At 63.4% G+C, this 24,835-nt stretch carries 25 protein-coding genes; 16 read left to right on the top strand and 9 right to left on the bottom strand.

Going from position 1 to position 24,835, the window contains the following annotated elements; all coding sequences use genetic code 11:
• Positions 1-16: 16 nt before the first annotated feature.
• Positions 17-820: a phosphatase PAP2 family protein gene (locus tag C4K38_RS01470; protein WP_053276997.1), complete on the top strand. Its 804-nt coding sequence runs from the start codon at positions 17-19 to the stop codon at positions 818-820.
• A 116-nt stretch (positions 821-936) separates the two neighbouring features.
• On the opposite strand, the gene C4K38_RS01465 is transcribed toward C4K38_RS01470, so the two are convergent.
• Entirely contained in the window at positions 937-1,335 is a 399-nt protein-coding gene (locus tag C4K38_RS01465) for an RNA-binding S4 domain-containing protein (RefSeq protein WP_053276996.1), read from the bottom strand.
• A gap of 219 nt (positions 1,336-1,554) precedes the next feature.
• On the opposite strand from C4K38_RS01465, the gene rimB reads away from it, so the two are divergent.
• Positions 1,555-2,037, top strand: a complete 483-nt coding sequence (gene rimB, locus C4K38_RS01460; protein ID WP_007931742.1) for a retropepsin-like aspartic endopeptidase RimB — start codon at positions 1,555-1,557, stop codon at positions 2,035-2,037.
• On the top strand, positions 2,034-2,939 hold the full coding sequence (rimK, locus tag C4K38_RS01455; RefSeq protein ID WP_007931744.1) for a 30S ribosomal protein S6--L-glutamate ligase: 906 nt from the start codon (positions 2,034-2,036) through the stop codon (positions 2,937-2,939). Before rimB ends, rimK begins: the two co-directional genes overlap by 4 nt.
• Positions 2,940-3,030: 91 nt before the next feature.
• Here rimK and C4K38_RS01450 read toward each other — a convergent pair whose 3' ends face one another.
• Together C4K38_RS01450 and ompR are read right to left on the bottom strand one after the other, a co-directional pair.
• Positions 3,031-4,344, bottom strand: coding sequence for an ATP-binding protein (locus C4K38_RS01450; protein WP_053276995.1), 1,314 nt, complete (start codon positions 4,342-4,344; stop codon positions 3,031-3,033).
• Between the two features lie 107 nt (positions 4,345-4,451).
• Positions 4,452-5,192: an osmolarity response regulator transcription factor OmpR gene (gene ompR / locus C4K38_RS01445; RefSeq protein ID WP_007925257.1), complete on the bottom strand. Its 741-nt coding sequence runs from the start codon at positions 5,190-5,192 to the stop codon at positions 4,452-4,454.
• A gap of 361 nt (positions 5,193-5,553) precedes the next feature.
• Here ompR and C4K38_RS01440 point away from each other — a divergent pair, with 361 nt between their 5' ends.
• The 8 genes from C4K38_RS01440 to C4K38_RS01405 all read left to right on the top strand — a co-directional run bounded on the left by C4K38_RS01440 (position 5,554) and on the right by C4K38_RS01405 (position 14,328).
• Positions 5,554-7,878 carry a Tex family protein gene (locus tag C4K38_RS01440; protein WP_053276994.1) on the top strand — a complete coding sequence of 775 codons (2,325 nt, stop codon included), beginning with the start codon at positions 5,554-5,556 and terminating at the stop codon, positions 7,876-7,878.
• Positions 7,878-8,261: a PaaI family thioesterase gene (locus C4K38_RS01435; RefSeq protein WP_025808433.1), complete on the top strand. Its 384-nt coding sequence runs from the start codon at positions 7,878-7,880 to the stop codon at positions 8,259-8,261. Before C4K38_RS01440 ends, C4K38_RS01435 begins: the two co-directional genes overlap by 1 nt.
• 293 nt (positions 8,262-8,554) lie before the next feature.
• The gene (gene gshA, locus C4K38_RS01430; protein ID WP_053276993.1) at positions 8,555-10,138 is read left to right on the top strand and encodes a glutamate--cysteine ligase; all 1,584 of its coding nucleotides are present in this window, start codon (positions 8,555-8,557) and stop codon (positions 10,136-10,138) included.
• Positions 10,139-10,362: 224 nt separating this feature from the next.
• Positions 10,363-11,340 carry a taurine ABC transporter substrate-binding protein gene (gene tauA, locus C4K38_RS01425; RefSeq protein ID WP_053276992.1) on the top strand — a complete coding sequence of 326 codons (978 nt, stop codon included), beginning with the start codon at positions 10,363-10,365 and terminating at the stop codon, positions 11,338-11,340.
• A 109-nt stretch (positions 11,341-11,449) separates the two neighbouring features.
• On the top strand, positions 11,450-12,244 hold the full coding sequence (gene tauB / locus C4K38_RS01420; protein ID WP_053276991.1) for a taurine ABC transporter ATP-binding subunit: 795 nt from the start codon (positions 11,450-11,452) through the stop codon (positions 12,242-12,244).
• The gene (gene tauC / locus C4K38_RS01415; protein ID WP_053276990.1) at positions 12,241-13,080 is read left to right on the top strand and encodes a taurine ABC transporter permease TauC; all 840 of its coding nucleotides are present in this window, start codon (positions 12,241-12,243) and stop codon (positions 13,078-13,080) included. Before tauB ends, tauC begins: the two co-directional genes overlap by 4 nt.
• Positions 13,081-13,164: 84 nt before the next feature.
• Entirely contained in the window at positions 13,165-14,004 is an 840-nt protein-coding gene (gene tauD, locus C4K38_RS01410; protein ID WP_053276989.1) for a taurine dioxygenase, read from the top strand.
• Between the two features lie 96 nt (positions 14,005-14,100).
• A complete protein-coding gene (locus tag C4K38_RS01405; protein WP_081001409.1) occupies positions 14,101-14,328 on the top strand; it encodes a FitA-like ribbon-helix-helix domain-containing protein in 228 nt (75 codons plus the stop codon).
• Between the two features lie 179 nt (positions 14,329-14,507).
• Here the strand turns inward: C4K38_RS01405 and mgrA are convergent, their stop codons facing one another.
• Entirely contained in the window at positions 14,508-15,545 is a 1,038-nt protein-coding gene (gene mgrA / locus C4K38_RS01400) for an L-glyceraldehyde 3-phosphate reductase (RefSeq protein ID WP_053276987.1), read from the bottom strand.
• 148 nt (positions 15,546-15,693) lie between these two features.
• On the opposite strand from mgrA, the gene C4K38_RS01395 reads away from it, so the two are divergent.
• Positions 15,694-16,110 carry a hypothetical protein gene (locus tag C4K38_RS01395; protein ID WP_124345253.1) on the top strand — a complete coding sequence of 139 codons (417 nt, stop codon included), beginning with the start codon at positions 15,694-15,696 and terminating at the stop codon, positions 16,108-16,110.
• Between the two features lie 22 nt (positions 16,111-16,132).
• On the opposite strand, the gene C4K38_RS01390 is transcribed toward C4K38_RS01395, so the two are convergent.
• From C4K38_RS01390 to C4K38_RS01380, 3 genes are all read right to left on the bottom strand, one after another.
• A complete protein-coding gene (locus C4K38_RS01390; protein WP_053277001.1) occupies positions 16,133-16,534 on the bottom strand; it encodes a type II toxin-antitoxin system HicB family antitoxin in 402 nt (133 codons plus the stop codon).
• A gap of 29 nt (positions 16,535-16,563) precedes the next feature.
• Positions 16,564-16,746, bottom strand: coding sequence for a type II toxin-antitoxin system HicA family toxin (locus C4K38_RS01385; protein ID WP_009041685.1), 183 nt, complete (start codon positions 16,744-16,746; stop codon positions 16,564-16,566).
• Between the two features lie 124 nt (positions 16,747-16,870).
• Positions 16,871-17,761: a LysR family transcriptional regulator gene (locus C4K38_RS01380; RefSeq protein WP_053276986.1), complete on the bottom strand. Its 891-nt coding sequence runs from the start codon at positions 17,759-17,761 to the stop codon at positions 16,871-16,873.
• Positions 17,762-17,898: 137 nt separating this feature from the next.
• Here C4K38_RS01380 and C4K38_RS01375 point away from each other — a divergent pair, with 137 nt between their 5' ends.
• A complete protein-coding gene (locus C4K38_RS01375) occupies positions 17,899-18,639 on the top strand; it encodes an SDR family oxidoreductase (protein WP_053276985.1) in 741 nt (246 codons plus the stop codon).
• Between the two features lie 179 nt (positions 18,640-18,818).
• Positions 18,819-19,076, top strand: coding sequence for a hypothetical protein (locus C4K38_RS01370; RefSeq protein WP_053276984.1), 258 nt, complete (start codon positions 18,819-18,821; stop codon positions 19,074-19,076).
• A gap of 108 nt (positions 19,077-19,184) precedes the next feature.
• On the opposite strand, the gene betT is transcribed toward C4K38_RS01370, so the two are convergent.
• Complete coding sequence (gene betT / locus C4K38_RS01365; protein ID WP_164487030.1) at positions 19,185-21,149, bottom strand: choline transporter BetT; 1,965 nt, start codon at positions 21,147-21,149, stop codon at positions 19,185-19,187.
• A gap of 390 nt (positions 21,150-21,539) precedes the next feature.
• A complete protein-coding gene (epsC, locus tag C4K38_RS01360; RefSeq protein ID WP_053276982.1) occupies positions 21,540-22,466 on the bottom strand; it encodes a serine O-acetyltransferase EpsC in 927 nt (308 codons plus the stop codon).
• Positions 22,467-22,657: 191 nt separating this feature from the next.
• Between epsC and C4K38_RS01355 the strand changes: the two genes are divergently transcribed.
• Positions 22,658-23,653, top strand: a complete 996-nt coding sequence (locus C4K38_RS01355) for a D-cysteine desulfhydrase (RefSeq protein ID WP_053276981.1) — start codon at positions 22,658-22,660, stop codon at positions 23,651-23,653.
• A gap of 363 nt (positions 23,654-24,016) precedes the next feature.
• Positions 24,017-24,814, top strand: coding sequence for a cystine ABC transporter substrate-binding protein (gene tcyJ / locus C4K38_RS01350; protein ID WP_053276980.1), 798 nt, complete (start codon positions 24,017-24,019; stop codon positions 24,812-24,814).
• The last annotated feature ends 21 nt before the right edge of the window (positions 24,815-24,835 follow it).

The raw sequence follows: 24,835 nt of genomic DNA, 5'->3' as shown, positions 1-24,835 counted from the left end.
CCGTTGGAGGCATTTTATGAACAATCCGGGTTTGTTCCAAGCAAGGTGGAACCTCGGCAAGCTGGTGCTGTGCAACTTGCTCCCTCTGGCGCTGTTGGGTTTCTGGTTATGGCCAAGCGGGCACATGCTTTGCGTGATGTTCGACGAATGGCTGTTCCGCCTGCTGAATGCTCCCCTTGCGAGCAACTCCACCTGGCTGCATATCTGGGCCGTGGCCAGCCTCAGGCCTTTCGACGCGATAGTCGGGCTGATCCTGCTGACCCTGTTGATTCGCGGGGACTGGGTGTTCAAAGCCCTGGACGTGCGCCGGGCCTTTTTCGGTTTCCTGTCGATCCTGGTCTTGATGCTGATTATCCGCCTGTTGTTCTCCAAGCTCGCCGACACTATGGGCTGGCAGCACGACAGCCCGTCGATGATGCTCCAGGATGCCGTGCACATGAGCGACTACTTCCCGCACTGGGAAAAAACCTGGGAGCTCAAGGACCGTTCCAGCCAGAGCTTCCCCGGCGACCACGCTTCGGTCTTGCTGATCTGGGCGCTGTTCATGGGCGTGTTCAGCCGCGGTGTCGGCCAGTTCCTGGTGATCTGGGGCCTGACCCTGCTGTTCATGATGCCGCGCCTGGTGGCCGGTGCGCACTGGGGCCAGGACGACTATATCGGCGGTGTGCTGCTGGCGGTCTGGGCACTTGGCTGGGGCTATTACACCCCATACGCGGCCAAGGCCTCGAACTTCCTGCTGCGGGTGACCAACCCGCTGTTCAACCTGCTGGGCAAGCTGCCGTTGTTGTCGCGCCTGAGCGTGGTGCGGGCTACAGCCTGAGCAGGAGCCGGCTTGCCGGCGATTGAATACAGAAGATGCGCCCTCCAGAGAATCGTTAGAGGGCTGCAACCGCTGCTTCGCAGCTGATCGCGGGCACGCCTCGCTCCTACAGGGGCTTATTCGTGGCTGTGGAACTTGAACAGGTCGCGCCGCTGTTTCTTGGTCGGCTTGCCGTCGGTGCTCACACCCAGGGCGCCGGCCTTGCGCAGGGCCGCGGCGTTTTCCCGCTTGGCGATGCTGGCTTCGGTTTCCGTATAGAGAGCCTGCGCCTCCGGCGCCCCACGGCGCACGATCGACAGGGCCTGGACCACCACGGTGCGCTCGTCGAAACCAGTACGTATCTCATACTCGTCGCCGACCCTCGGCTCCTTGCCCGGTTTGCAGCGCTCGCCACGGTGATGCACCTTGCCGCTTTCGATGGCGGCCTTGGCCAGCGCACGAGTCTTGTAGAAGCGCGCCGCCCACAGCCATTTGTCCAGACGGACCTTGTCGTCGTCTTCGGCTTTTTGTGCCATGGCATTTCCTCATTCTGAAATATTTTCGAACTGTACTACCGTTTCTCTCGTGCCATGAATTGCGATGGCTCGGTTTAGAATGCGAGGCTCTGCGGCAACCCGTCCGGGAGCTGTGGATCCGGGCTTAGATATCTGTCGCCTTTTACCCATTATTCTGCGTGAATACCGCGAATTCGGCCGCTTGACGGTACGAGCGGGTTCCTCAGCGGTTGAGCACATTTGAAGACATTTGACCATTTGACCGTCGTGGGTCTGCGCGAGTGGGTGGCGCTTCCGGATTTGGGAGTCGCCGGCCTGCGCGCCAAGATCGATACCGGCGCCAGCACCTCCAGCCTGCATGCCACCGAGATCGAGCCGTTCGAGCGCGACGGTGAGCAGTGGGTGCGCTTCAACGCGCACCTGGGCAGCGTGGTGCAGTTGCGTCACCGGCGTTGCGAAGCGCCGCTGGTGGCGATGAAAACCATTAAAAGCTCCAACGGCCAGGCGCAGGTGCGCTACGTGATCAGCACCACCCTGGCGCTCGGCGATCGGGTCTGGCGGGTGGAGTTCACCCTCGCCTGCCGCAAGGCCATGCGCTATCGCCTGCTGCTCGGCTCCAAAGCCCTGATCGATGGCCAGTTGGTGGTCAATCCAGGGATCAAATACGTTCAAGACAAACCGGTGTTCCCGGTGTCCACTACCTCTGCCACAGGTGTTGCATGAAGATCGCTGTGCTGTCGCGTAACCCGCGTCTGTATTCCACTCGCCGCCTGGTCGAAGCCGGCACCGAGCGTGGCCATGAAATGGTGGTGGTCGACACCCTGCGCGCCTATATGAACATCGCCAGCCACAAGCCGCAGATCCACTACCGCGGCAAGCCGCTGGAAGGTTTCGATGCGGTGATTCCACGGATCGGCGCGTCGGTGACCTTCTATGGCTGCGCGGTGCTGCGCCAGTTTGAAATGATGGGCGTGTTCCCGCTCAACGAGTCGGTGGCCATCGCCCGCTCGCGGGACAAGCTGCGCTCCCTGCAATTGCTGTCCCGTCGTGGCATCGGCCTGCCGGTGACCGGCTTCGCCCACTCGCCGGACGACATTCCCGACCTGATCGAAATGGTCAACGGCGCGCCGCTGGTGATCAAGGTGCTGGAAGGCACCCAGGGCATAGGCGTGGTGCTGTGCGAAACCGCCACGGCGGCCGAGTCGGTGATCGAGGCTTTCATGGGCCTGAAGCAGAACATCATGGTCCAGGAGTACATCAAGGAAGCCGGCGGCGCCGACATTCGCTGCTTCGTGGTCGGCGACAAGGTGATTGCCGCGATGAAGCGCCAGGCCAAGCCCGGCGAGTTCCGCTCCAACCTGCACCGTGGCGGCAGCGCCAGCCTGATCAAGATCACCCCGGAAGAACGCATGACCGCCCTGCGCGCGGCCAAGGTCATGGGCCTGAGCGTGGCGGGCGTGGATATCCTGCGCTCGAACCACGGGCCGCTGGTGATGGAGGTGAACTCCTCGCCGGGCCTGGAAGGCATCGAGACCACCACCGGCAAGAACGTGGCGGGGATCATCATCGAGCACATCGAGAAAAACGGTGGCCCGAACATGACCCGGACCAAGGGCAAGGGATAAAAGCAGCCGACGCTGGAGCTGCATTCCACTAGGCAGAACACATATGCAGGGCCAGGGGCGCTACGCGCCCCATCGCGGGCAAGCCTCGCTCCTACACTGCATCCCTGGGCAACAACAACCCCAACGGCAAGCGCACCCGCGCTTCCAGGCCGCCATCGGTGCGGTTGCGCAATTCGACATTGCCGCCGTGCATCGAGGCGATCCGCTTGACGATGGCCAGGCCCAGGCCGGTGCCCTTGCCGCCCCGGGCACGGTCGCCGCGGGTGAAGGGGTTGAAGATCGCCTCCAGCTCCGACGGGTCGATGCCCGCGCCACGGTCCATCACACTCAGCACCACATAAGGCGCGCTGGTGTCGCCCGATACATAGGCCGCCACTTCGACTTCGGTACCGGCGTGGTTCAACGCGTTGCCGATCAGGTTGTTCAACAGGCGCTTCATCGACACCCGGCGCAACGGGAACGGCGGAATTGGTTCCAGGCGCAGGCGCACCTTTTCATCGTTCTGGTTGTAGGGCGCCGCCACTTCACGCACCAGGTCGCTGAGATCGACCTCCTCCACCGACTCGTCGCGGCCGTCGCGGATAAAGGCCAGGAACTGATCGAGAATCGCGTCCATGTCTTCGATGTCACGAACCATGTCGTCGGTCAGGTCGTTATGGCTACCCATCAATTCCAGCGACAGGCGCAGGCGGGTCAGCGGCGTGCGCAGGTCGTGGGACACCCCCGCCAGCATCAGCTCGCGCTCGCGTCCGGCCTGCTCCACATCCTCGGCCATCTGGTTGAAGGCGCGGTACACCTCGGTCATCTCGCTCGGCGTATCGCTGATCGGCAGCCGCACGCTGCGCCCCTGGCCCAGTTGCCGGGCGGCATAGACCAGGCGCTTGAGGGGCTGGTTGAGCTGGCTGACGAAGATCCACGCCGAAGCCGTGGACAACAGGCCGATCGCCAGGAACCAGCCAAGCACGCTCCAGATCTTCTGCCCCCGCAGCGGGTGCGGATACAGCGGCACTTTCAGCCAGCCGTCGCCCAGGCTCGGCGCGCGCACCCAGAGCGCCGGCGGGGCGTGCATGCGCAGGCGCACTTCAGTGTCGGCGCCCAGTTCGGCCTGCATCTGCCGCTGGTAGATCTCGCTGTAGGGCCAATGCTGCTCGCCCGCCGGCACACCGCTGCCGACCACCTTGATCAGCCCGGCGGCCTCGGCGATCTGGTCGCGGTTGGATTCGTCGGCGGCCCAATAGGCGCGCAGGGTCAGGGCCACGCCGTGGCTGTACTGACGGTCCACCAGCACGTCCTCGTTCATCAACAGATAAACCAGGGTCAGCGCCTTGGAGAACAGCACCACGATCAGCACCAGCCAGAGGGTGCGAGAGAAGAAGCTTTGCGGGAACCACAGCGGGGTTTTCATAAACAGCCATTACACGCTTTGCAGGAGCGAGTCGCGCTCGCAGAGTTGCGGAATGCGAGCGCCCGGGTCGTTTGCCGGCCCGGGCGCTCGCTCCTACAAATCATCGGTCACTTGGTGGTGGTGCCATCCGGCACGAACACATAACCCACGCCCCAGACCGTCTGGATATAACGCGGCTTGGACGGATCGGGTTCGATCATCCGGCGCAGGCGGGAGATCTGCACGTCGATGGAACGCTCCAGGGCATCCCACTCGCGGCCACGGGCCAGGTTCATCAATTTGTCGCGGGTCAGCGGCTGGCGAGCGTTCATCACCAGGGCCTTGAGCACCGCGAACTCACCGGTGGTGAGCATGTGCACTTCGGCGCCGCGCTTGAGTTCGCGGGTGGCCAGGGACAGCTCGTAGTCGCCGAAGGTGACGTTTTCGTCTTCGCTGCCCGGCGCGCCCGGCACCGGAGCCGACTGGCGACGCAGCACGGCCTTGACCCGCGCCATCAGTTCGTCGGGGTTGAACGGCTTGGCCAGGTAATCGTCGGCGCCCAGCTCCAGGCCCTTGATCCGGCTCAGCTCGTCGCCCTTGGCGGTGAGCATGATGATCGGGATCTGGTTGTTCGCACTGCGCAGGCGGCGGCACGCGGTCAGGCCGTCTTCGCCAGGCAGCATCAGGTCGAGGACGACCAGGTTGAATACTTCGCGACCCAGCAGACGGTCCATCTGCTCGGTGTTGGGAACCGCGCGGGCACGGTAGCCCTTGCTGACGAAGAAACGCTCCAGCAGGCTGCTCAGCCCCGGGTCGTCGTCAACAATAAGAATTTTTTCGCCTTCGGCAGTTTGTGCAGTGCTGCTCATCAGATGCTCCTTTTATCTCGGTGCGCATTATGGCGTAGCTGCCGTTATACGCACCGTGTGCATTGTTAGCAGATTTTTCCTCAACCGCCAGAAAACCCGCCGTCGGCCGCCAGTGGGCCGATACCCCCGAAGACTGGAACGCTGGTTATAATGCGCCGCCTTTTGTGTCAGGCAACCTCTGATCGTTATCGCCCGTGGCCACTTTTTATTTTTCCCGGCCAGGCAGTAATTGTTCGATTTCACGGGTCAACAGGCAGCCCTTTGATCCAGGCAGCGGCGCACGCCAGGCCGCTCAACCAGACTCGCCGAGCCCAGTTTTCCGTGCCGGCGGGCCTGCTTTCACAATTTGTCAGGTGGTTTTATGGACAGCATCAACAGCCGCATTGCCGAGGAACTCGGTGTACGCCCACAACAGGTCGAAGCGGCCGTCGCTCTATTGGATGAAGGCTCCACCGTGCCCTTCATCGCCCGCTACCGGAAGGAAGTGACCGGCAGCCTCGATGACACCCAACTGCGTCATCTGGAAGAGCGCCTGCGCTACCTGCGAGAACTCGACGAACGGCGCATCAGCATCCTCGCCAGCATCGAGGAGCAAGGCAAGCTGACCCCGGAACTGGCCCGCGACATCAAGCTCGCCGACACCAAGACCCGCCTCGAGGACCTCTACCTGCCGTACAAGCAGAAGCGCCGCACCAAGGGCCAGATCGCCCTGGAAGCCGGCCTCGGCGAACTGGCGGACGGCCTGTTCAACGACCCGAGCCTGACCCCGGAAAGCGAAGCCGCGCGCTTCGTCGACGCGGAAAAAGGCGTGGCCGACGTGAAGGCCGCCCTGGAAGGCGCCAAGTACATCCTCATGGAGCGCTTCGCCGAAGACGCCAGCCTGCTGGACAAGCTGCGCAACTACCTCAAGCAGGAAGCCACCCTCAGTGCCCGCGTGATCGCTGGCAAGGAAGAGGAAGGCGCCAAGTTCCGCGATTACTTCGAACACGACGAACCGCTGAAGAGCATGCCGTCGCACCGCGCCCTGGCGATTTTCCGTGGCCGCAACGAAGGCATCCTCAGCTCCGCGCTGAAAGTCGGTGAAGAACTGCCGGGCACCATGCACCCGTGCGAAGGCATGATCGGCCAGCAGGTCGGCATCCAGAACCAGAACCGCCCGGCGGACAAATGGCTCGGCGAAGTGGTGCGCTGGACCTGGAAGGTCAAGCTCTACACCCACCTGGAAACCGACCTGCTGGGCGAGCTGCGCGACAGCGCGGAAACCGAGGCGATCAACGTCTTCGCCCACAACCTGCACGACCTGCTGCTGGCCGCTCCGGCCGGCCCGCGCGCGACCCTGGGCCTCGACCCGGGCCTGCGCACCGGCTGCAAGGTGGCGGTGGTGGATGCCACCGGCAAGCTGCTGGACCACGCCACCGTTTACCCGCACGTACCGCACAACAAGTGGGACCAGACCATCGCCGTGCTGGCCGCGCTGTGCGCCAAGCACTCGGTGGACCTGGTCGCCATCGGCAACGGCACCGCCAGCCGTGAAACCGACAAGCTGGCCGCCGAGCTGATCAAGAAATACCCAGCCATGCGCATGACCAAGGTCATGGTCTCCGAGGCAGGTGCTTCGGTGTACTCGGCGTCGGAACTGGCCGCCAAGGAATTCCCCGATCTCGACGTATCGATCCGTGGCGCGGTGTCCATCGCCCGCCGCCTGCAGGACCCACTGGCCGAGCTGGTGAAGATCGATCCGAAATCCATCGGCGTCGGCCAGTACCAGCACGACGTGTCGCAGCTGAAACTGGCCCGCGGCCTGGATGCGGTGGTCGAGGACTGCGTGAACGCCGTCGGCGTGGACGTCAACACCGCCTCGGTAGCCCTGCTGGCGCGGATCTCCGGCCTCAACACCACCCTGGCGCAGAACATCGTCAGCCACCGTGATGAAAACGGTGCGTTCAAGACCCGCGCCGCGCTGAAGAAGGTCGCCCGCCTGGGTGAAAAGACCTTCGAACAGGCCGCTGGCTTCCTGCGCGTGATGAACGGCGACAACCCGCTGGACGCGTCCGCGGTGCACCCGGAAGCCTACCCGCTGGTGCAACGCATCGCCGCCGAGACCGACCGCGACATCCGCTCGCTGATCGGCGACAGCGGCTTCCTCAAGCGCCTGGATCCGAAGAAGTTCACCGACGAGACCTTCGGCCTGCCGACCGTCACCGACATCCTCCAGGAACTGGACAAGCCCGGCCGCGATCCACGCCCCGAGTTCAAGACCGCCGAGTTCCAGGAAGGCGTCGAGGACCTCAAGGACCTGCAACTGGGGATGATCCTCGAAGGCGTGGTGACCAACGTCACCAACTTCGGTGCCTTCGTCGACATCGGCGTGCACCAGGACGGTCTGGTGCACATCTCGGCGCTGTCGGAGAAGTTCATCAAGGACCCGCGTGAAGCGGTGAAGGCCGGCGACGTGGTCAAGGTCAAGGTCATGGAAGTCGACATCCCGCGCAAACGCGTCGGCCTGTCGATGCGCATGAGCGACACCCCGGGCGAGAAGATCGACGGCGCCCGCGGTTCGCGTCCAGGCTCGGCGCCACGCGCGTCGGGCAACAGCGCCCCGCGCAAGGAAACCGTGGCCGCGGCCCCGACCAACAACGCCATGGCTTCGCTGTTCGCCAACGCCAAGCAGTTGAAGAAACGCTGATGGAGATCCCGGCCGGCTTGACCGAAAGCGCATTCAGCCAACTGCTCGGCTGCCGGTTGCAGCGTCTGGAGGTCGGTGAAGCCGACGTCGCCCTGACGCTGACGCCGCAGCTGCGCAATCGCGGTCAGAAGCTGCACGGCGGGGCGATCTTCAGCCTGGTCGACATCGCCATGGGGCTGGCCTGTTCCAGCTCCCACGGCTTCGACCAGCAGAGCGCGACCATCGAGTGCAAGATCAACTACATCCGCGCGGTCGCCGAGGGCGACGTGGTCTGCCACGCCCGGGTGATCCACCCGGGCCGCCGCACCCTGGTGGTCGAGGCCGATGTGATGCAAGGCGACAAACTGATCGCCAAGGCACAAGGCACGTTCGCGGTCCTCTGAGGGCCCCTTTGGTGGCAGCCGCGACGCCAATTCGTCCGCTAGCGACGCGGCCCGCGTTCGAACATCGACAAACCTAGCTCCCTGTCATCGATTTGAGTTAATTTCGGCGCTGCGAAAGCGGCGCCGGAGTTTTCTGCCTGCGCTAAAGCCAGATTCAGGGATGAAGCGTGGTGCTTGCAAAATCGGGCCAGGCCGGCTCAACGACCAGGCGAAAACGCCAGTTTCAACTTCACCCTTGTAGACCGTCCTGCCCACCCCCATATTGGGGCGACTGACGCGTGAAGGAATCCAACTTGAGCGAACTTCTCAACCGCCGCCTGGCTCTGCTCGGCGAGCGCGCTAACCTCTCTCTGCTCGAGCAGTGCCTGCACGGTATCGAGCGCGAATGCCTGCGCGTGACCGGCGAAGCGCGCCTGGCACAGACCCCGCACCCGGAAGAACTGGGTTCCGCGCTGACCAACGAACAGATCACCACCGATTATTCCGAGTCGCTGCTGGAGTTCATTACCCCGGCCCTGTCCGATCCGGCGGACACCCTGGCCAGCCTCGACAAGATTCACCGTTTCGCCTACAGCAAGCTCGGCAACGAGTACCTGTGGAGTCCATCGATGCCGTGCCCGTTGCCGGCCGAGGAAGACATCCCGATCGCCTATTACGGCACCTCCAACATCGGCCAGCTCAAGTACGTGTACCGCAAGGGCCTGGCCCTGCGTTACGGCAAGACCATGCAGTGCATCGCCGGGATCCACTACAACTTCTCCCTGCCGGAGCAGCTCTGGCCGCTGCTCAAGCAGGCCGAAGGCTTCGTCGGCAGCGACCGCGACTATCAGTCGTCGGCGTACATCGCGCTGATCCGCAACTTCCGCCGCTACAGCTGGCTGCTGATGTACCTGTTCGGCGCCTCGCCGGCGTTGGACGCGGGCTTCTTGCGCGGGCGCTCGCACCAGCTGGAACAGCTGGACGCCGAGACCCTGTACCTGCCGTACGCCACCAGCCTGCGCATGAGCGACCTGGGCTACCAGAGCAACGCCCAGGCCGGCCTGACCCCTTGCTACAACGACCTGAACAGTTACACCGACAGCCTGCGCAAGGCCGTCGCCACGCCGTACGCGCCTTATGTGGAGATCGGCACCCACCAGGACGGTGAGTGGGTCCAGCTCAACACCAACATCCTGCAGATCGAAAACGAGTACTACTCCAACATCCGCCCGAAACGCGTGACCTACACCGGCGAGCGGCCGATCCAGGCGTTGATGGCCCGCGGCATCCAGTACGTCGAAGTGCGCTGCCTGGACATCAACCCGTTCCTGCCGATGGGCATCGACGTGCAGGAAGCCCGCTTCCTCGATGCCTTCCTGCTGTATTGCGCGCTCAACGAAAGCCCGCTGCTGGAGAACAACGAGTGCGGCAACGCCACCTCGAACTTCCTCAAAGTGGTCAAGGAAGGTCGCCGTCCGGGCCTGCACCTGCTGCGCCAGGGACAGCTGGTGGAGCTCAAGGAATGGGCCGGCGAACTGCTGGAAAAGATCGCGCCGCTGGCTGCCCTGCTCGACCGCAGCCACGGCAGCGATGCCCACAGCAAGGCGCTGGACGCCCAACTGGCCAAGGTCAAGGATGCGTCCCTGACGCCTTCGGCCCAGGTCCTGGCCGCCATGCAGGAGCACAAGGAAAGCTTCAGCCAGTTCTCCCTGCGCCAGAGCCTGGCCCACGCCGAGTTCTTCCGCAGCGAGTCCCTGAGCAAGGAAGACCAGGCCCGTTTCGAAGAAGCCGCGCGCAGCTCCCTGCAGCAACAGGCCGAGCTGGAACAGAACGAAGTCGGTGATTTCGACGTGTTTGTCGGCTCGTATCAGGCCAGTATCCTGGCGATCAGCAACTAAGCGCCTATGGCGCTTATCGCGGGCAAGCCTCGCTCCTACACGGCGCTGTCCTGTAGGAGCGAGGCTTGCCCGCGATGGAGCGCAAAGCGCTCCCCTTCAAAAAAGTGCTCTCTTTAGAAGATTCCTCTTTTAAGCTAATTCTAAAAAGTTATTTATTTTTAGATTATTAGATCATTTAGTCTCCTCCCACGTCCACACTTGGCCGCCTGTCGAGGAGCTTCATGATGAAACTGCACCTTCCCCTTCGCCTCCTGGCGGCCGTATCCCTGGCCACCGCGAGCTTCTTCGCCCAGGCAGCCGACGTCACCGTCGCCTACCAGACCACCGTCGATCCGGCGAAGGTCGCCCAGGCCGACGGCACCTACGAAAAGGTCACCCAGGCCAAGATCGACTGGCGCAAGTTCGACAACGGCGCCGACATCATCGCCGCCATCGCTTCGGGCGATGTGCAGATCGGCTACCTCGGCTCCAGCCCGCTGACCGCCGCGATCACCCGCAAGGTGCCGGTGGAAACCTTCCTTATCGCCACCCAGATCGGCGCCGCCGAAGCCCTGGTGGCCCGCGACGGATCCGGGATCAAGACACCCCAGGACCTGGTCGGCAAGAAAGTCGCCGTGCCCTTCGTTTCCACCGGCCACTACAGCCTGCTGGCCGCGCTCAAGCACTGGAAAATCGACCCGTCGAAAGTACAGATTCTCAACCTCGCGCCACCGGCGATCATCGCCGCCTGGAAACGCGGCGACATCGACGCCACCTACGTCTGGGACCCGGCGCTGGGCGTGGCCAAGGAAAACGGCAAGGTGCTGATCACCTCCGGCGAACTGGCCCAGTTCGGCGCGCCGACCTTCGACGCCTGGATCGTGCGCAAGGACTTCGCCGAGAAGCACCCGGAAATCGTCACCGCCTTCGCCAAGGTGACCCTGGACGCCTACGCCGATTACCGCAAGGACCCAAAAGCCTGGCTGGCCGAGCAGAGCAACGTCGACAAGCTGGTGAAACTCTCCGGCGCCAAGGCCAGCGACATTCCGCTGCTGTTGCAGGGCAACGTCTACCCACTGGCGGCCGACCAGGTCATCAGCCTTGGCGCGCCGACCACCAAGGCCATTACCGACACCGCGGTGTTCCTCAAGGAGCAGGGCAAGGTCGAGGCGGTTCTGCCGGACTACGCGCCGTACGTCAGCGCCAAGTACATCACCAACTGAAGGTTCGCCGCAGAGGTCGCCGGGCCCAGGCCCGGCGTTCTCGTAGCACGTCTTGCACCTGCAAAAGCGGCATCTGAAAAGGGCTGCATCTAATAAGGAGAGCGCCGTCATGGCCTTGCTACAACTGGAGCGCATCAGCGCACAGTACCCCGGCGCCGCCGAACCGGTGCTGGCGGATATTTCCCTGACGCTCGGGCCCCAGCAGCTGCTGGTCGCCCTCGGCCCTTCCGGCAGTGGCAAGACTTCGTTGTTGAACCTGATCGCCGGTTTCGTCGAACCCAGCGCCGGGCGCATCACTCTGGATGGCGTGCCGGTTTCCGGCCCGAGCGCCGAACGCGGCGTGGTGTTCCAGGATGACGCCCTGCTGCCCTGGCAGGACGTACTGGCCAACGTCGGCTTCGGCCTCGAGCTGGCCGGCATCGCCCGCGACCAACGTGAAGCCCGCGCCCGGGAAATGCTCGCCCTGGTGGACCTGGCCGGCTTCGACAAGCGGCGCATCTGGCAGCTCTCCGGCGGACAACGCCAGCGTGTGGGCCTGGCCCGCGCCCTGGCCGCCGACCCGCGGGTGCTGCTGATGGACGAGCCCTTCGGCGCCCTCGATGCCTTCACCCGCGAACAGATGCAGGAGCTGTTGCTGCAAGTCTGGCAACGCACCGCCAAGCCAGTGTTCCTGATTACCCACGACATCGAGGAAGCGGTATTCCTCGCCACCGACCTGGTCCTCCTGGCGCCCAACCCGGGGCAGATCGTCGAGCGCTTGAGCCTGGACTTCGGCCGGCGTTACGCGGCCGGCGAATCGGCCCGGGCAATCAAGTCCGACCCGCGCTTTATCGAAACCCGCGAACACGTGCTGGCCCGGGTGTTCTCCCAACGCAGTGCCGTCTTGCGGCAGGAGCGCGCATGAACAGCTACGACCTCCCGGCCACCACGACCAAAGCCGCCACCCCACGCACCGCGGCGCCCCTGCGCCGTAGCCTGAGCACCCGCTGGATCAGCGTGCTGACCCTGGTGGTCCTGCTCGCCTCGTGGTGGGCGGTGACGGCCAGCGGCCTGATCGAACCGCTGTTCCTGCCGCCACCTTCCGCCGTGCTGCAAAAGGGCTGGCTGCTGGTCACCAGCGGCTATATGGATTCCACCCTGTGGCAGCACCTGGGCGCGAGCCTCGGACGCATCGGCCTGGCCCTGGGTTTTGCCGTGCTGACCGCGATTCCGGTGGGCATCGCCATCGGCCACAACCGCATCGCCCGTGGCGTGCTGGACCCGCTGATCGAGTTCTACCGGCCGATTCCACCCCTGGCCTACCTGCCGCTGATCGTCATCTGGTGCGGCATCGGCGAGCTGTCCAAGGTGCTGCTGATCTACCTGGCGATCTTCGCCCCGATCGCCATCGCCACCGCCACCGGCGTGCGCACCGTGGACCCGACTCGGCTGCGCGCCGCGCAGTCCCTGGGCGCGACCCGGGCCCAGCTGATTCGCCATGTGATCCTGCCCAGCGCCCTGCCGGACATCCTCACCGGCGTGCGCATCGGCCTCGGGGTGGGCTGGTCGACCCTGGTCGCCGCCGAACTGATCGCCGCCACCAGCGGCCTGGGGTTCATGGTGCAGTCCGCCGCGCAGTTCCTGGTCACCGATGTGGTGGTGCTAGGGATCCTGGTCATCGCCCTGATCGCCTTCGCCATGGAAATGGGCCTGCGTGCCCTGCAGCGCAAGCTGGTGCCCTGGCATGGCCAGGCCCATTGAAACCCCGGTAACCCTGTAGCGGGCAAGACTTCTTACAGACAGAACTGACCACGCCGGCAATTCGGCGCTCCATTCGAGAACGACATGAGCCTGACCATCACCCCTTTAAGCTCCGCCCTGGGCGCCCAGATCGGTGGCGTCGACCTCAGCCAGCCACTGGCCAGCGAGCAGCGCGATGCCATCGAGCAGGCGCTGCTCCAGCATCAGGTGCTGTTCTTCCGCGACCAGCCGATCGACCCGCAGCAACAGGCGCGCTTCGCGGCGAACTTTGGCGACCTGCATATCCATCCGATCTACCCCAACGTGCCGGAACAGCCGGAGGTGCTGATCCTCGACACCGCGGAAACCGACGTGCGCGACAACGCCATCTGGCACACCGACGTGACCTTCCTGCCGACCCCGGCCCTGGGCGCCGTGCTCAGTGCCAAGCTGTTGCCGGCCTACGGCGGCGACACTCTGTGGGCGAGCGGCATCGCGGCCTATGAGGCACTCTCGGAGCCGATGAAGAAGCTGCTGCAAGGCCTGACCGCGACTCACGAGTTCATCAAGTCCTTCCCCCTGGAACGCTTCGGCAATACCCCGGAGGACCTGGCGCGCTGGGAAGAGGCCAAGCGGAAAAACCCGCCGCTGTCGCACCCGGTGATCCGCACCCACCCGGTCAGCGGGCGCAAGTCGCTGTTCGTCAACGAAGGCTTCACGACCAGGATCAACGAGCTGTCGGACAGCGAAAGCGAAGTCATCCTGAAACTGCTGTTCGCCCACGCCACCCGCCCGGAATTCACCATCCGCTGGCGCTGGCAGACCCACGACGTGGCCTTCTGGGACAACCGCGTGACCCAGCACTACGCGGTCGACGACTACCGCCCGCAACGCCGCGTGATGCACCGCGCGACGATTCTTGGGGATGTGCCGTTTTTTCGTTGAGTCTACTTGGGAGAAATCTGAATAAGACCGAGGGCGACCCATAACCGGGGCGCCGATGTTAGCTTCTCAATTCTTGTGAGTTGAGAGGTGTTTCTCATGACCATTGCCCTATACAAGCTCATCGGCCCGATCATGTCGCCTCTGCAAAAACAGGCAGCATCCCACGGATATTCGATAGAAGAGGAAGTACGCCAGATACTGCTCAAGGTCTTCCCTCAAGAAACCGACATCCGGAATCTTGGCAGCCGAATCCGTACCCGCTTTGGCGAATGCAACGGGGTTGAACTTGAATTGCCAAGTCGCAACCCAACCCCTGACAAATAGAATTTGCCGGCGTCCCATGAAGAAGGCGCATCCCTTCATTACTACCGAATTCCCCCTACCCCAGGTAGGAGCGAAGCTTGCTCGCGATAGCGGTATGCCTGACACCACACACCGCCCCGATCGCCGGCAAGCCTGGCTCCTACAGAAGCTGCGGCAGCCTTACAGCATGACGGCAAGCTCTATTCGGCGGTTGAAGGCTTCTCCCACAGATTGATCCCGCCTTCCCGGGCGAAACGATCGATCTCCGCCAGTTCTTCCGCACTGAAGTTCAGGTTCCGCAATGCGCCGACGTTCTCGACGATCTGCTCCGGCCGGCTGGCGCCGATCAGTGCCGAGGTCACTCGTGGGTCACGCAAGGTCCAGGCCAGGGCCAGTTGCGCCAGGCTCTGGCCGCGACGCTTGGCGATTTCGTTGAGGGCGCGCACATGGGCGAGGTTGGCTTCGGACAGGTGCGAGGTTTGCAGCGAACCACCGCCCGGGCGATTGACCCGCGCGTCCTCGGGAATGCCATTGAGGTACTTGTCGGTCAGCAGGCCCTGGGCCAACGGCGTGAAGGCGATCACCCCGGCGCCGAGTTCGTCGGTGGTGTCCAGCAGGTCTTTTTCCACCCAGCGGTTGAGCAGGTTATAGGCCGGCTGGTGGATCAGCAGCGGCACTTTCCACTCCTTGAGCAAGGCCGCGATCTCGCGGGTTTTCACCCCGGAATAGGACGAGATACCGATGTACAGCGCCTTGCCCTGCTGCACCGCGGTGGCCAGGGCGCTAGCGGTTTCTTCCAGCGGGGTGTCCGGGTCGAAGCGGTGGGAATAGAAGATATCCACATAGTCGAGCCCCAGGCGCTGCAGGCTCTGGTCGAGGCTGGCCAGCACGTATTTGCGCGAGCCCCCGCCCTGGCCGTAGGGACCGGGCCACATATCCCAGCCGGCCTTGCTGGAGATGATCAGCTCGTCGCGATACTGCTTGAAGTCCTCCCGCAGCAGGCGACCGAAGTTGATCTCGGCGCTGCCGTAGGGCGGGCCGTAGTTGTTGGCCAGGTCGAAGTGGTTGATGCCCAGGTCGAAGGCGGTGCGCAGCAACGAACGCTGGGTGTCGATCGGCGTGCTGTCGCCGAAGTTGTGCCACAGGCCCAGGGACAGCGCCGGCAGCACCAGGCCGCTGCGTCCGACGCGGCGGTAGGGAATGGAGTCGTAGCGGTTTTCGGCAGCAAGGTAAGTCATCGAACCCTCTCTATTTATCCTGAACACCCAGGTTTAAGCCCATGCGCATTGGTGCAGGGCAAGCGCCCTCGCAACATCTGAATCAGCGGAGCCTGAAAGTTGCCCAGCATACGCCCAGGCGAGATCGCAGCCACTTCAAGAGCGGTAAATGACTGAAACCATCCGGCACCTGCTGGCGGAACGCCCGGACACGGCATTGGCACAGCGCTGCTGCCGAAATGAAATGACCAGAAAACAGAAGAAAAATATGACGATGGAAATATTTTATTACGTACCACGTAATACAGTACGAAATCGTCGCTCAGAGGCAGCCCCAATCGAAGTAATATCCCGGTTAATAGCAACGCTGGCTGGGAGCAGGAATAGGGGGGGAAAACACCGGAAACACAGGGCCCTGTCGGTGCCGGCGCTGCCTGGAAAAGCCAGGAAGACGGCATCGAACAAGGCGCTGCATCAGTTGTTTATAGACGGTAAAACACCGCCCTGCCGGGCCGAACCGAAGGTTCCCAAGCCTGGGCGGTACAGGAAAATTGCCGAGGGACAGAGGCCAGGCATGCCCCCATGAGGACCATGGGGACGGGCAATGCCTAGGCGGAGAGCTCGCGCAGTGCCGCTGCCGCGAGAAAACCCGAGCGCGAACGGTAACGCTGGTCGCGCTTCACTGTCTGGTCGATGCGCTCCAACAGTTGCTCCGGCAACGTCGCATTAAAACGCACCGCCTTGCCGAAGTACGGTGTGATATCGAACTCGACCACCCCCCATACGCCGCCGGCGTAGTCGGGATTGTCGATATGCACGTCGACCTCATGCACCTGGGGCAGCGGCTCACCATCGGCAACCAGGCCTTCGTAGTGCAGCGACAGGGCTTCTTTCACATTCTCGAAGGCTTGCGCAGCGGTATGACCGGCGGAAAAACAGCCCGGCACATCGGGGACGATCACTCCATATCCGGAGTCGGCATCCTTGTGCAGCACGACCGGGAATTTCATCTCGTTGACCTCTTCGTTCAAGGCCGGCCTCATTTCAGGCCCGCCTGTTTCAAGATGCTGTGGATCGTGCCCCTGGGCAGATCCGCATCCGGGTGAGGGATAGTGACCCGCCCCGGCTTGTGCAGATGCTTGTACTGGTGATGACTGCCTTTGACCGCGATCAGATACCACCCGTCCTCCTCGATCATCCTGATCAGTTCCCGACTGCGCATTGCCGTGTCCTTTCGATACGTCCCGAAAAACCACAATACCCAGCCGAAGGCGAACAATACACACTATACACATTCAGATAATCAATACAGAAAGCAGCGATGACCGGCGCCGCCCAGGCACTACTCAAACCGCCCTGGCGAAAACCTCCGCCAGCCAGTCGACGAACACCCGCACCCGTGGCGACATCTGGCGGTTGTGCGGGTACAGCACGGAAACCGGCATGGGTGGTGGTGGCGTATCAGTGAGGATTTCCTGCACCAGCCCCTGGGACATCTGCTGCGCCATGCGGTAGCGCGGGCACTGGATGATGCCCAGCCCAGCCACGGCTGAGGCGGCGTAGATCTCGGCGCCGAACACCGACAGCGCGCCATCGATGGCGACTTCCCGCAGTTCGCCATCGACCATGAATTCGAAAGGAAACAGCTTGGCGGTGGTGCGCGAGACATAGTTCACCGCACGGTGCCGCGACAGCTCGTCGAGGCTCTTCGGCTCGCCGTATTTGCGCAGGTACGCCGGGCTGGCGCAGGTGATCTGCTGCAGGCTGGCCACGCGCCGGCCGATCAGCGACGAGTCCCCCAGGGTGCCGGCGCGCAGCACGCAGTCCACCCCTTCGGCGATCAAGTCGACAAAACGATCGGCCTCGCTGATGGACAGCTCGATCTCCGGGTAGCGCGCCATGAATTCGGGCAAGGCCGGAATCACAAAGTACTTGGCCAGGGTGCCGTGCAGGTCGACCCGCAAGCGCCCTTTCGGCGCCACCGTGCGAAACGCCAGTTCGGCCTCTTCCAACTCCGCCAGCAACTGTACGCAGCGCAGGTAATAGGCCTCGCCATCGAGGGTCGGGCGCACGCGGCGGGTGCTGCGCTCCAGCAGGCGGGTGCCGAGCCAGGCTTCGAACTGGTTGAGGGTATGGGTCAGGGTGGCGCGCGGCAGGTTCAGGTCATCGGCGGCCAGGGTGAAGCTGCTGCGCTCGTAGATCCGCACGAACACCTTCATCGCTTTGACTTGATCCACGACGGGCTCCCGGACGATTGATTGTTGGAGAATATTGAACAGTCAAGCCAACTCTGGCGCATTTATCACCCTGGGTAAACATGTGAGTCTGCCTCCACACCGCAGCAAATCACTCGTTACCCAGAAGGAAATTCGCCATGACTACCCAGACTTCGAAAGTTGCCATCGTGACCGGCGCCTCCCGCGGCATCGGCGCGGTCATCGCCAAGCAACTGGCCAGCGAAGGTTTCGCCGTCGCCATCAACTACGCCAGCAGCGCCACCGAAGCCTCGGCCCTGGTGGTGGAACTGCGCCAGGCCGGCCACCGGGCCATAGCGGTCAAGGCCGACGTGGCCAACGCCAATGACGTGCGCCGCTTGTTCGACGAGACCGAAACCCAACTGGGCAAGGTCGACGTGCTGGTCAACAACGCCGGCATCCTCAAGGTCCTGCCGCTGGCGCAACACAGTGACGAACTGTTCGAGCAGACCTTCGCCATCAACACCCGCGGTACCTTCAACACCCTGCGCGAGGCCGCCAGCCGCCTGAACGCCGGCGGACGCATCGTCAACTTTTCCAGCAGCACCGTCGGCCTCAACCTGCCGGGCTACGCGGTGTACATCGCCAGCAAGGCGGCGGTGGAGTCCCTGACCCAGGTGTTCGCCAAGGAACTGCGCGGGCGCAACATCACCGTCAACGCTGTCGCCCCCGGCCCGGTGGCCACCGAACTGTTCCTGCACGGCAAGAGCGAAGAACAGATCCAGAGCTTCGCCAAGATGCCGCCCCTGGAGCGCCTCGGCCAGCCGGAAGACATCGCCAACGTCATCGCCTTCCTGGTCAGCCCGGCGGCCGCCTGGGTCAACGGGCAGATCCTGCGCGCCAACGGCGGCCTCGTCTGAGCCCTGGCCTTTTCGCTGTCGGGAGCGACGAGCCAGGGGACACTCCTAAAGTCGATTTACCCGGCAGGTCGCGCGCCCCTCGACCACACTTCAGCTCATCAGGTTGGAGAAACATCGCGAGCCTGCCCGCGATAGCCACATCGAGGCCAACCCCGAATCCCGCCCGCGAGGACTTCATCATGCACACCGCGATCATCACCTCCTTCGGCCTGGTCCTCCTGGCGCTGATGCTGTTTATCGGCGAAAAAATCGGCCTCGGCCGCCAGACCCTGGCCTACAGTTTCGTTGTGCTGTGGCTGGCGCTGACGGTGATCAACGGTGCGGTGGGCATGGTCCACGCCGGACAGCCCCTGAGCACGGAGCTGGCGGTCGGCAGTGTGGTATTCGGCGTGCCGGTGGCGGCGCTGGTGCTGTTCACGGTATTGAGCCCGGCCTGAGGGCCCTGATCGCGGGCAAGCCTCGCTCCTACAGAAGCACGCACAATCTTCTTCTGTAGGAGCGAGGCTTGCCCGCGATGGCAGTAGCACAAACGCCACCGACCCCAATCAACGCACCAGATGCAAGAACTGCATATGCCGTTCGTACTGGTCGAGGATGTCGTTGATGATCTGCTCCTTGGTGTAGCCCATCAGGTCGTAGTCCTGGCTACCCTCGGCCAGGTGCACCTCGGCCCGGTAGTAACGCCGGTTGCGCATCTCCTTGGGCCCCATGCCGCCACGGGCGAAGGACGGGGTGAAGTAGCCGCGCATCTGCACCTGATAGATGAACGGATGCTGGTCGCCATGGCCGATTTCCAGGCTGACATTGTCGTTGGCCGGGTCCGGCTGGGTGATCACGTTCAAGCCTTTCTCGACGAACACCGCGGTCACTTCTTCGATGGCCGGACGCACCGTCTGGTCGAGGAAGCGATACACCTCGTCGCGCGACGGAAAATGCACCGCCTGGCTCAGACGCTGACGCCAGCCACCCTTGCCGCGACGCGAGGACGACGACACCGGCGCCAGCGAATGCAGCTGGGCGATCTGCTTTTGCGACTCGAGGTAGAAAGCCTTGTGCAGCCCCCACATCATCAGTAGCAGGATCATCGAGAACGGCAGCGAGGTCAGCACCACCGCCGACTTCAGCGAGTCGATGCTGCCGGCGAACAGCAGCGCGCTGGTGACCAGCGCGGTCATCGCGCCCCAGAACACCCGCAGCCATTTCGGCCCGTCTTCGTCGGCGTTGCCGCCACGGGCCGACAGGGTCGAGAGCACCACGGTGCCGGAGTCGGCCGAGGTGACGAAGAACACGAAGCTGATGAACACCGTCACGGCGATGACGGTCTTGCTCCAGGGGTAGGTTTCCAGCAGCAGGTAGAGGGTCATCGAGGGGTTCTCGATGGCCGACAGGCCCAGCGCGCTCATGCCGTGGTTGAGCACCTGGTCGATGGCGCTGTTACCGAAGATCGACATCCAGGCCAGGGTGAAGCCCAGGGGAATCAGCAGCACGCCGAACACGAATTCGCGGATGGTCCGGCCACGGGAAATCCGCGCGATGAACAGGCCCACGAACGGCGACCATGCGATCCACCAGGCCCAGTAGAAGACGGTCCAGCCACCCAGCCAATCGCTGGGTTCGTCATAGGCGTAGAGGTCGAAGCTCTTGGTCGGCAAGGCGCCAAGGTAATCGCCGAGGTTCTGGATCAGGGTATTGAGCAGGTGCTGGGTGGGGCCGGCGAACAACACGAACAGCAGCAGCGCACAGGCCAGCAGCATGTTGATGTCGGACATTACCCGCACGCCCTTGTCGACGCCGGACACCGCGACAATGATCGCCGCGCCCATCATCAGGGTGATCAGGCCCACCTGGACCCACTGGGTGTGGTCGATGCCGAACAGGTAGTCTAGGCCGGAGTTGAGGTGCAGCACACCAAAGCCCATGTCGGCGCCAAGGCCGAACACCGTGGCGATGATGCCGAAGCCATCCACCGCGTAGCCGATGGGGCCGTTGATGCGCTTGCCGATCAGCGGGTACAGCGCCGAACGCAGGGCCAGCGGCAGGTTATGCCGGTAGGCGAAATACGCCAGGGCCATGCCGACGAAGGCGAACACGCCCCAGCCATGCAGGCCCCAGTGCAGGAAGAGAATCTGCATGGCCTGGCGCGCCGCGTCCGCGGTCCCGGCCTCGCCCTGGGGCGGTTGCAGCATATGGGTCAGAGGTTCCGAGACGCAGAAGAAAAACAGCGTGATGCTGATCCCCGCGGCGAACAGCATGCCGGCCCAGGACAGGTAACTGAATTCGGGTTCGTCGTGGTCGGCACCGAGCTTGATCTTGCCGTAGCCGGACAAGGCGGTGACCACCACGAAGACCAGGTACAGGGTCATGGCCAGCATGTAGTACCAGCCGACCGTATTGGCCGCCCAGTTTTGCGCGGCCAGCAACCAGGCGCCGGCTTGTTCCGGCAGGGCGATGACCACCAGGCCGAAGGCCAGGATAAAGCTCGCGGCGAAGTAGAACACCGGCGGATTCATGCGGATCAGGCCGCTGGCGGGAATGGACGATGCACTCATGAACGGTGCACCTCGAGGGGGTAAAACGCGGCTGAAAAGATCGGACTCAGCAAAGGTAAGCCTCCTGTTGTGAGCGGGCAGCGAGCTGCCGGTTTAACTTGAACAAGCGTTCAAGTTAAACACGGTTAGGCGCGCAAGGACTAATCGCCGGGCTCGGCGGTCGCCTGATTTCACAGGTTTTAGGAAAGGTCTGATGTGTCGCGGAGGGAATCGTTCAGCGCTAAATAAGCGAATGGCCATCAGGCATGCGAGCCGCTGAAAAGCATCGCGGGCAAGCCTCGCTCCTACGAGTACGTGCAACCAGTAGGAGCGAGGCTTGCCCGCGAAAAATCGAACAGGCGCAGAAGACTCTTACTTCTGCGACCCATCGTCATGTTGCAGGTTGGCCTGGGTCAGGTTGCACCCGGCCGGCACGCTGCGGGTCAGCCAGACGTTGCCGCCGATGGTCGAACCCTTGCCGATGGTGATGCGCCCGAGGATGGTCGCGCCGGCGTAGATCACCACGTCGTCCTCGACGATCGGGTGGCGCGGATGGCCCTTCTGCAACTGGCCGTCCTCGTCCGCCGGGAAGCGTTTGGCGCCCAGGGTCACGGCCTGGTAGATGCGCACCCGCTCGCCGATGATCGCGGTTTCGCCGATCACCACACCGGTGCCGTGGTCGATGAAGAAACTGCGGCCGATCTGTGCCCCCGGGTGAATGTCGATGCCGGTGGCCGAGTGGGCGATTTCCGCGCTGATCCGCGCCAGCAGCGGCAGGCCGGCGCGGTACAGGTGGTGGGCCAGGCGATGGTGGATCACCGCCAGGATGCCCGGGTAGCACAGCAGCACTTCATCGACGCTGCGCGCCGCCGGGTCGCCGTGGTAGGCGGCCAGCACGTCGGTATCGAGCAGCACCCGCAGGCCCGGCAAGGCCAGGGCGAAGTCCTGGATGATACGAATGGCCCTGGCGTTGACATCTTCGTCCGCCTCGCCGCTCTGGCGCGCGGCGTAACGCAGCTCCAGGCGAGCCTGGGCGAGCAACGAATTGAGGGCCGCGTCCAGGGTATGGCCGACGTAGAAATCTTCGCTTTCCTCGCGCAAGTCCACCGGCCCGAGGCGCATCGGGAACAGGGCGCCGCACAGCGCTTCGAGAATCTCGGCCATGGCCGCGCGCGACGGCAGTTCCCGACCGCCCTGCTCACCGCTGACCCGCCCGTTGCGGGTACGCCACTGGTCGCGGGCATCACGCAGTTGACCGACTATGGTCTGCAATTGCCAATGGCTGGAACGCTCGCTCACGATAGGACTCCTCACTCAGGCGGCCGGACTGTCTGGCCGAATAAACGACGCCACTTTACGGTATGCGCCCCAGGCCAAATTAAGAACTAATTGTGCTGGCCTAAGCACCTTTTGGCATAAGCGATTGACGGTTGCCCCGGCAAATATCGCTGCCTATAGTCCCTGACACCTCTGACAACCCGTGCGGCCTCATGATCAAACGACAGCTCGACCGTTTTAACCGTCTCGACCTGCTGGGCGGTGCCACCGCCCTGGAAAAACTCGAACGCCTGTCCACCTGGCTGGGCCGCGATGTCTACGTCAAGCGTGACGACACCACGCCACTGGCCATGGGCGGCAACAAGCTGCGCAAACTCGAATACCTGGCCGCCGATGCGCTGGCCCAAGGCGCGGACACGCTGATTACCGCGGGCGCCATCCAGTCCAACCACGTGCGCCAGACCGCGGCCCTGGCCGCCAAGCTGGGCCTGGGCTGCGTCGCCCTGCTGGAAAACCCCATCGGCACCGATGACCGCAATTACCTGGGCAACGGCAACCGCCTGCTGCTCGACCTGTTCGACGCCAAGGTCGAGCTGGTGGACAACCTGGACAACGCCGACGAGCAGTTGCAGGCCCTGGCCGAACGCCTGCGCAGCAGCGGCAAACAGCCGTACCTGGTGCCGATTGGCGGCTCCAACGCCCTCGGCGCGCTGGGTTACGTGCGCGCCGGCCTGGAGCTGGCGGAGCAGATCAACAACACCGGGCTCGACTTCGCCGCCGTGGTCCTGGCCTCGGGCAGCGCCGGCACCCACAGCGGCCTGGCCCTGGCCTTGAGCGAAGCGCTGCCGCAGTTGCCGGTGATCGGCGTCACCGTGTCGCGCACCGACGAAGCGCAGCGGCCGAAGGTCCAGGGCCTGGCCGAACGCACCGCCGAACTGCTCGGGGTGGCGCTGCCGGACAGTTTCAAGGTGGAGTTGTGGGACGAGTATTTCGCCCCGCGTTATGGCGAGCCGAATGCCGGTACCCTGGCCGCGGTGAAGCTGCTGGCGAGCCAGGAAGGCCTGCTGCTGGACCCGGTCTACACCGGCAAGGCCATGGCCGGCCTGCTCGACGGCATTGGCCGCCAGCGCTTCGACGACGGCCCGATCATCTTCCTGCACACCGGCGGCGCGCCGGCGTTGTTCGCTTATGCCGGATCCTTTGCATGACAAATGCCTGTAGCCGCTGGCGCAGCCTGCGCTCGGCGGCGCAGCCGTCGTAAACCTGCATATGCGGCGTATCGGAAGAGACGCGTTCGCCGGATTTGCGCCTGCTACGTCGGAATGCCGCCCAAAACGATCGCAGCCTGCGGCAACGGCTACAGGGACCGAAAACGTATATTTATAAAAAGAATAACAATGTGAATTTATATTATTTTTACATCTATAAGCAGCCACTTATAGTCGCGCCGCAGGCGAATTTGCCAAGAGACGCATACGCTGCATTTAGTGCAGGATAAGGCGCTCGTTCCCGCTCACCGATTGACCTGCACTTCCCAACTGCATCTTCATAAGAAAACACAGGGGCTTGTCATGATTTTTTCCGCACTACGTCGAAATATCCTCGTTGGCTCGCTGGGTCTGGCACTGGGTGTCGGGTTGCTGGGGCAAGCGGTTGCCGGTGAGCAACTGCAGAAGATCAAGGACGCCGGCACCATCAACGTCGGCCTGGAAGGCACTTACCCACCGTTCAGCTACGTCGACGAAAGCGGCAAGCTGGCCGGCTTCGAGGTGGAGTTCTCCGAAGCCCTGGCGCAGAAGCTGGGCGTGAAGGTCAAACTGCAGCCGACCAAATGGGATGGCATCCTCGCCGCCCTGGAGTCCAAGCGCCTGGACGCGGTGATCAACCAGGTGACCATCTCGGATGAGCGCAAGAAGAAATACGACTTCTCCACCCCCTACACCGTTTCCGGCATCCAGGCCCTGACCCAGAAGAAGGACGAAGGCAAGTTCAAGAACGCCGCCGACCTGGCCGGGCACAAGGTCGGTGTCGGCCTGGGCACCAACTACGAACAATGGCTCAAGGACAACGTACCGAAAGCCATCATCAAGACCTACGACGATGATCCGACCAAGTACCAGGACCTGCGCGTAGGCCGTATCGACGCGATCCTGGTGGACCGCCTGGCCGCCTTCGAACTGATCAAGAAAACCAACAACACCCTGGCCGTTTCCGGCGAACCCTTCTCCCGCCAGGAAGCCGGCGTGGCCCTGCGCAAAGGTGAACCCGAACTGCTGGCCGCGGTGAACAAGGCGATCGAGGAACTGCGCGCTGATGGCACGCTGAAAAAGCTCTCGGAAAAATACTTCAACGCTGACGTCACTCAATAATGGAAGCAGGTTTTCAGTTCG

This window comes from Pseudomonas chlororaphis subsp. piscium (assembly GCF_003850345.1).
Lineage (GTDB): Bacteria > Pseudomonadota > Gammaproteobacteria > Pseudomonadales > Pseudomonadaceae > Aquipseudomonas > Aquipseudomonas piscium.
This window is presented reverse-complemented; position numbering and strand designations above follow the sequence as displayed.

Coding starts and splice junctions, on each gene's coding strand:
- C4K38_RS01470 (WP_053276997.1), top strand. CDS start 17: ATGAACAATCCGGGTTTGTTCCAAGCAAGGTGGAACCTCGGCAAGCTG.
- C4K38_RS01465 (WP_053276996.1), bottom strand. CDS start 1,335: ATGGCACAAAAAGCCGAAGACGACGACAAGGTCCGTCTGGACAAATGG.
- rimK (WP_007931744.1), top strand. CDS start 2,034: ATGAAGATCGCTGTGCTGTCGCGTAACCCGCGTCTGTATTCCACTCGC.
- C4K38_RS01450 (WP_053276995.1), bottom strand. CDS start 4,344: ATGAAAACCCCGCTGTGGTTCCCGCAAAGCTTCTTCTCTCGCACCCTC.
- ompR (WP_007925257.1), bottom strand. CDS start 5,192: ATGAGCAGCACTGCACAAACTGCCGAAGGCGAAAAAATTCTTATTGTT.
- C4K38_RS01440 (WP_053276994.1), top strand. CDS start 5,554: ATGGACAGCATCAACAGCCGCATTGCCGAGGAACTCGGTGTACGCCCA.
- C4K38_RS01435 (WP_025808433.1), top strand. CDS start 7,878: ATGGAGATCCCGGCCGGCTTGACCGAAAGCGCATTCAGCCAACTGCTC.
- tauA (WP_053276992.1), top strand. CDS start 10,363: ATGAAACTGCACCTTCCCCTTCGCCTCCTGGCGGCCGTATCCCTGGCC.
- tauB (WP_053276991.1), top strand. CDS start 11,450: ATGGCCTTGCTACAACTGGAGCGCATCAGCGCACAGTACCCCGGCGCC.
- tauC (WP_053276990.1), top strand. CDS start 12,241: ATGAACAGCTACGACCTCCCGGCCACCACGACCAAAGCCGCCACCCCA.
- tauD (WP_053276989.1), top strand. CDS start 13,165: ATGAGCCTGACCATCACCCCTTTAAGCTCCGCCCTGGGCGCCCAGATC.
- C4K38_RS01405 (WP_081001409.1), top strand. CDS start 14,101: ATGACCATTGCCCTATACAAGCTCATCGGCCCGATCATGTCGCCTCTG.
- mgrA (WP_053276987.1), bottom strand. CDS start 15,545: ATGACTTACCTTGCTGCCGAAAACCGCTACGACTCCATTCCCTACCGC.
- C4K38_RS01395 (WP_124345253.1), top strand. CDS start 15,694: ATGACTGAAACCATCCGGCACCTGCTGGCGGAACGCCCGGACACGGCA.
- C4K38_RS01390 (WP_053277001.1), bottom strand. CDS start 16,534: ATGAAATTCCCGGTCGTGCTGCACAAGGATGCCGACTCCGGATATGGA.
- C4K38_RS01385 (WP_009041685.1), bottom strand. CDS start 16,746: ATGCGCAGTCGGGAACTGATCAGGATGATCGAGGAGGACGGGTGGTAT.
- C4K38_RS01375 (WP_053276985.1), top strand. CDS start 17,899: ATGACTACCCAGACTTCGAAAGTTGCCATCGTGACCGGCGCCTCCCGC.
- C4K38_RS01370 (WP_053276984.1), top strand. CDS start 18,819: ATGCACACCGCGATCATCACCTCCTTCGGCCTGGTCCTCCTGGCGCTG.
- betT (WP_164487030.1), bottom strand. CDS start 21,149: ATGAATCCGCCGGTGTTCTACTTCGCCGCGAGCTTTATCCTGGCCTTC.
- C4K38_RS01355 (WP_053276981.1), top strand. CDS start 22,658: ATGATCAAACGACAGCTCGACCGTTTTAACCGTCTCGACCTGCTGGGC.
- tcyJ (WP_053276980.1), top strand. CDS start 24,017: ATGATTTTTTCCGCACTACGTCGAAATATCCTCGTTGGCTCGCTGGGT.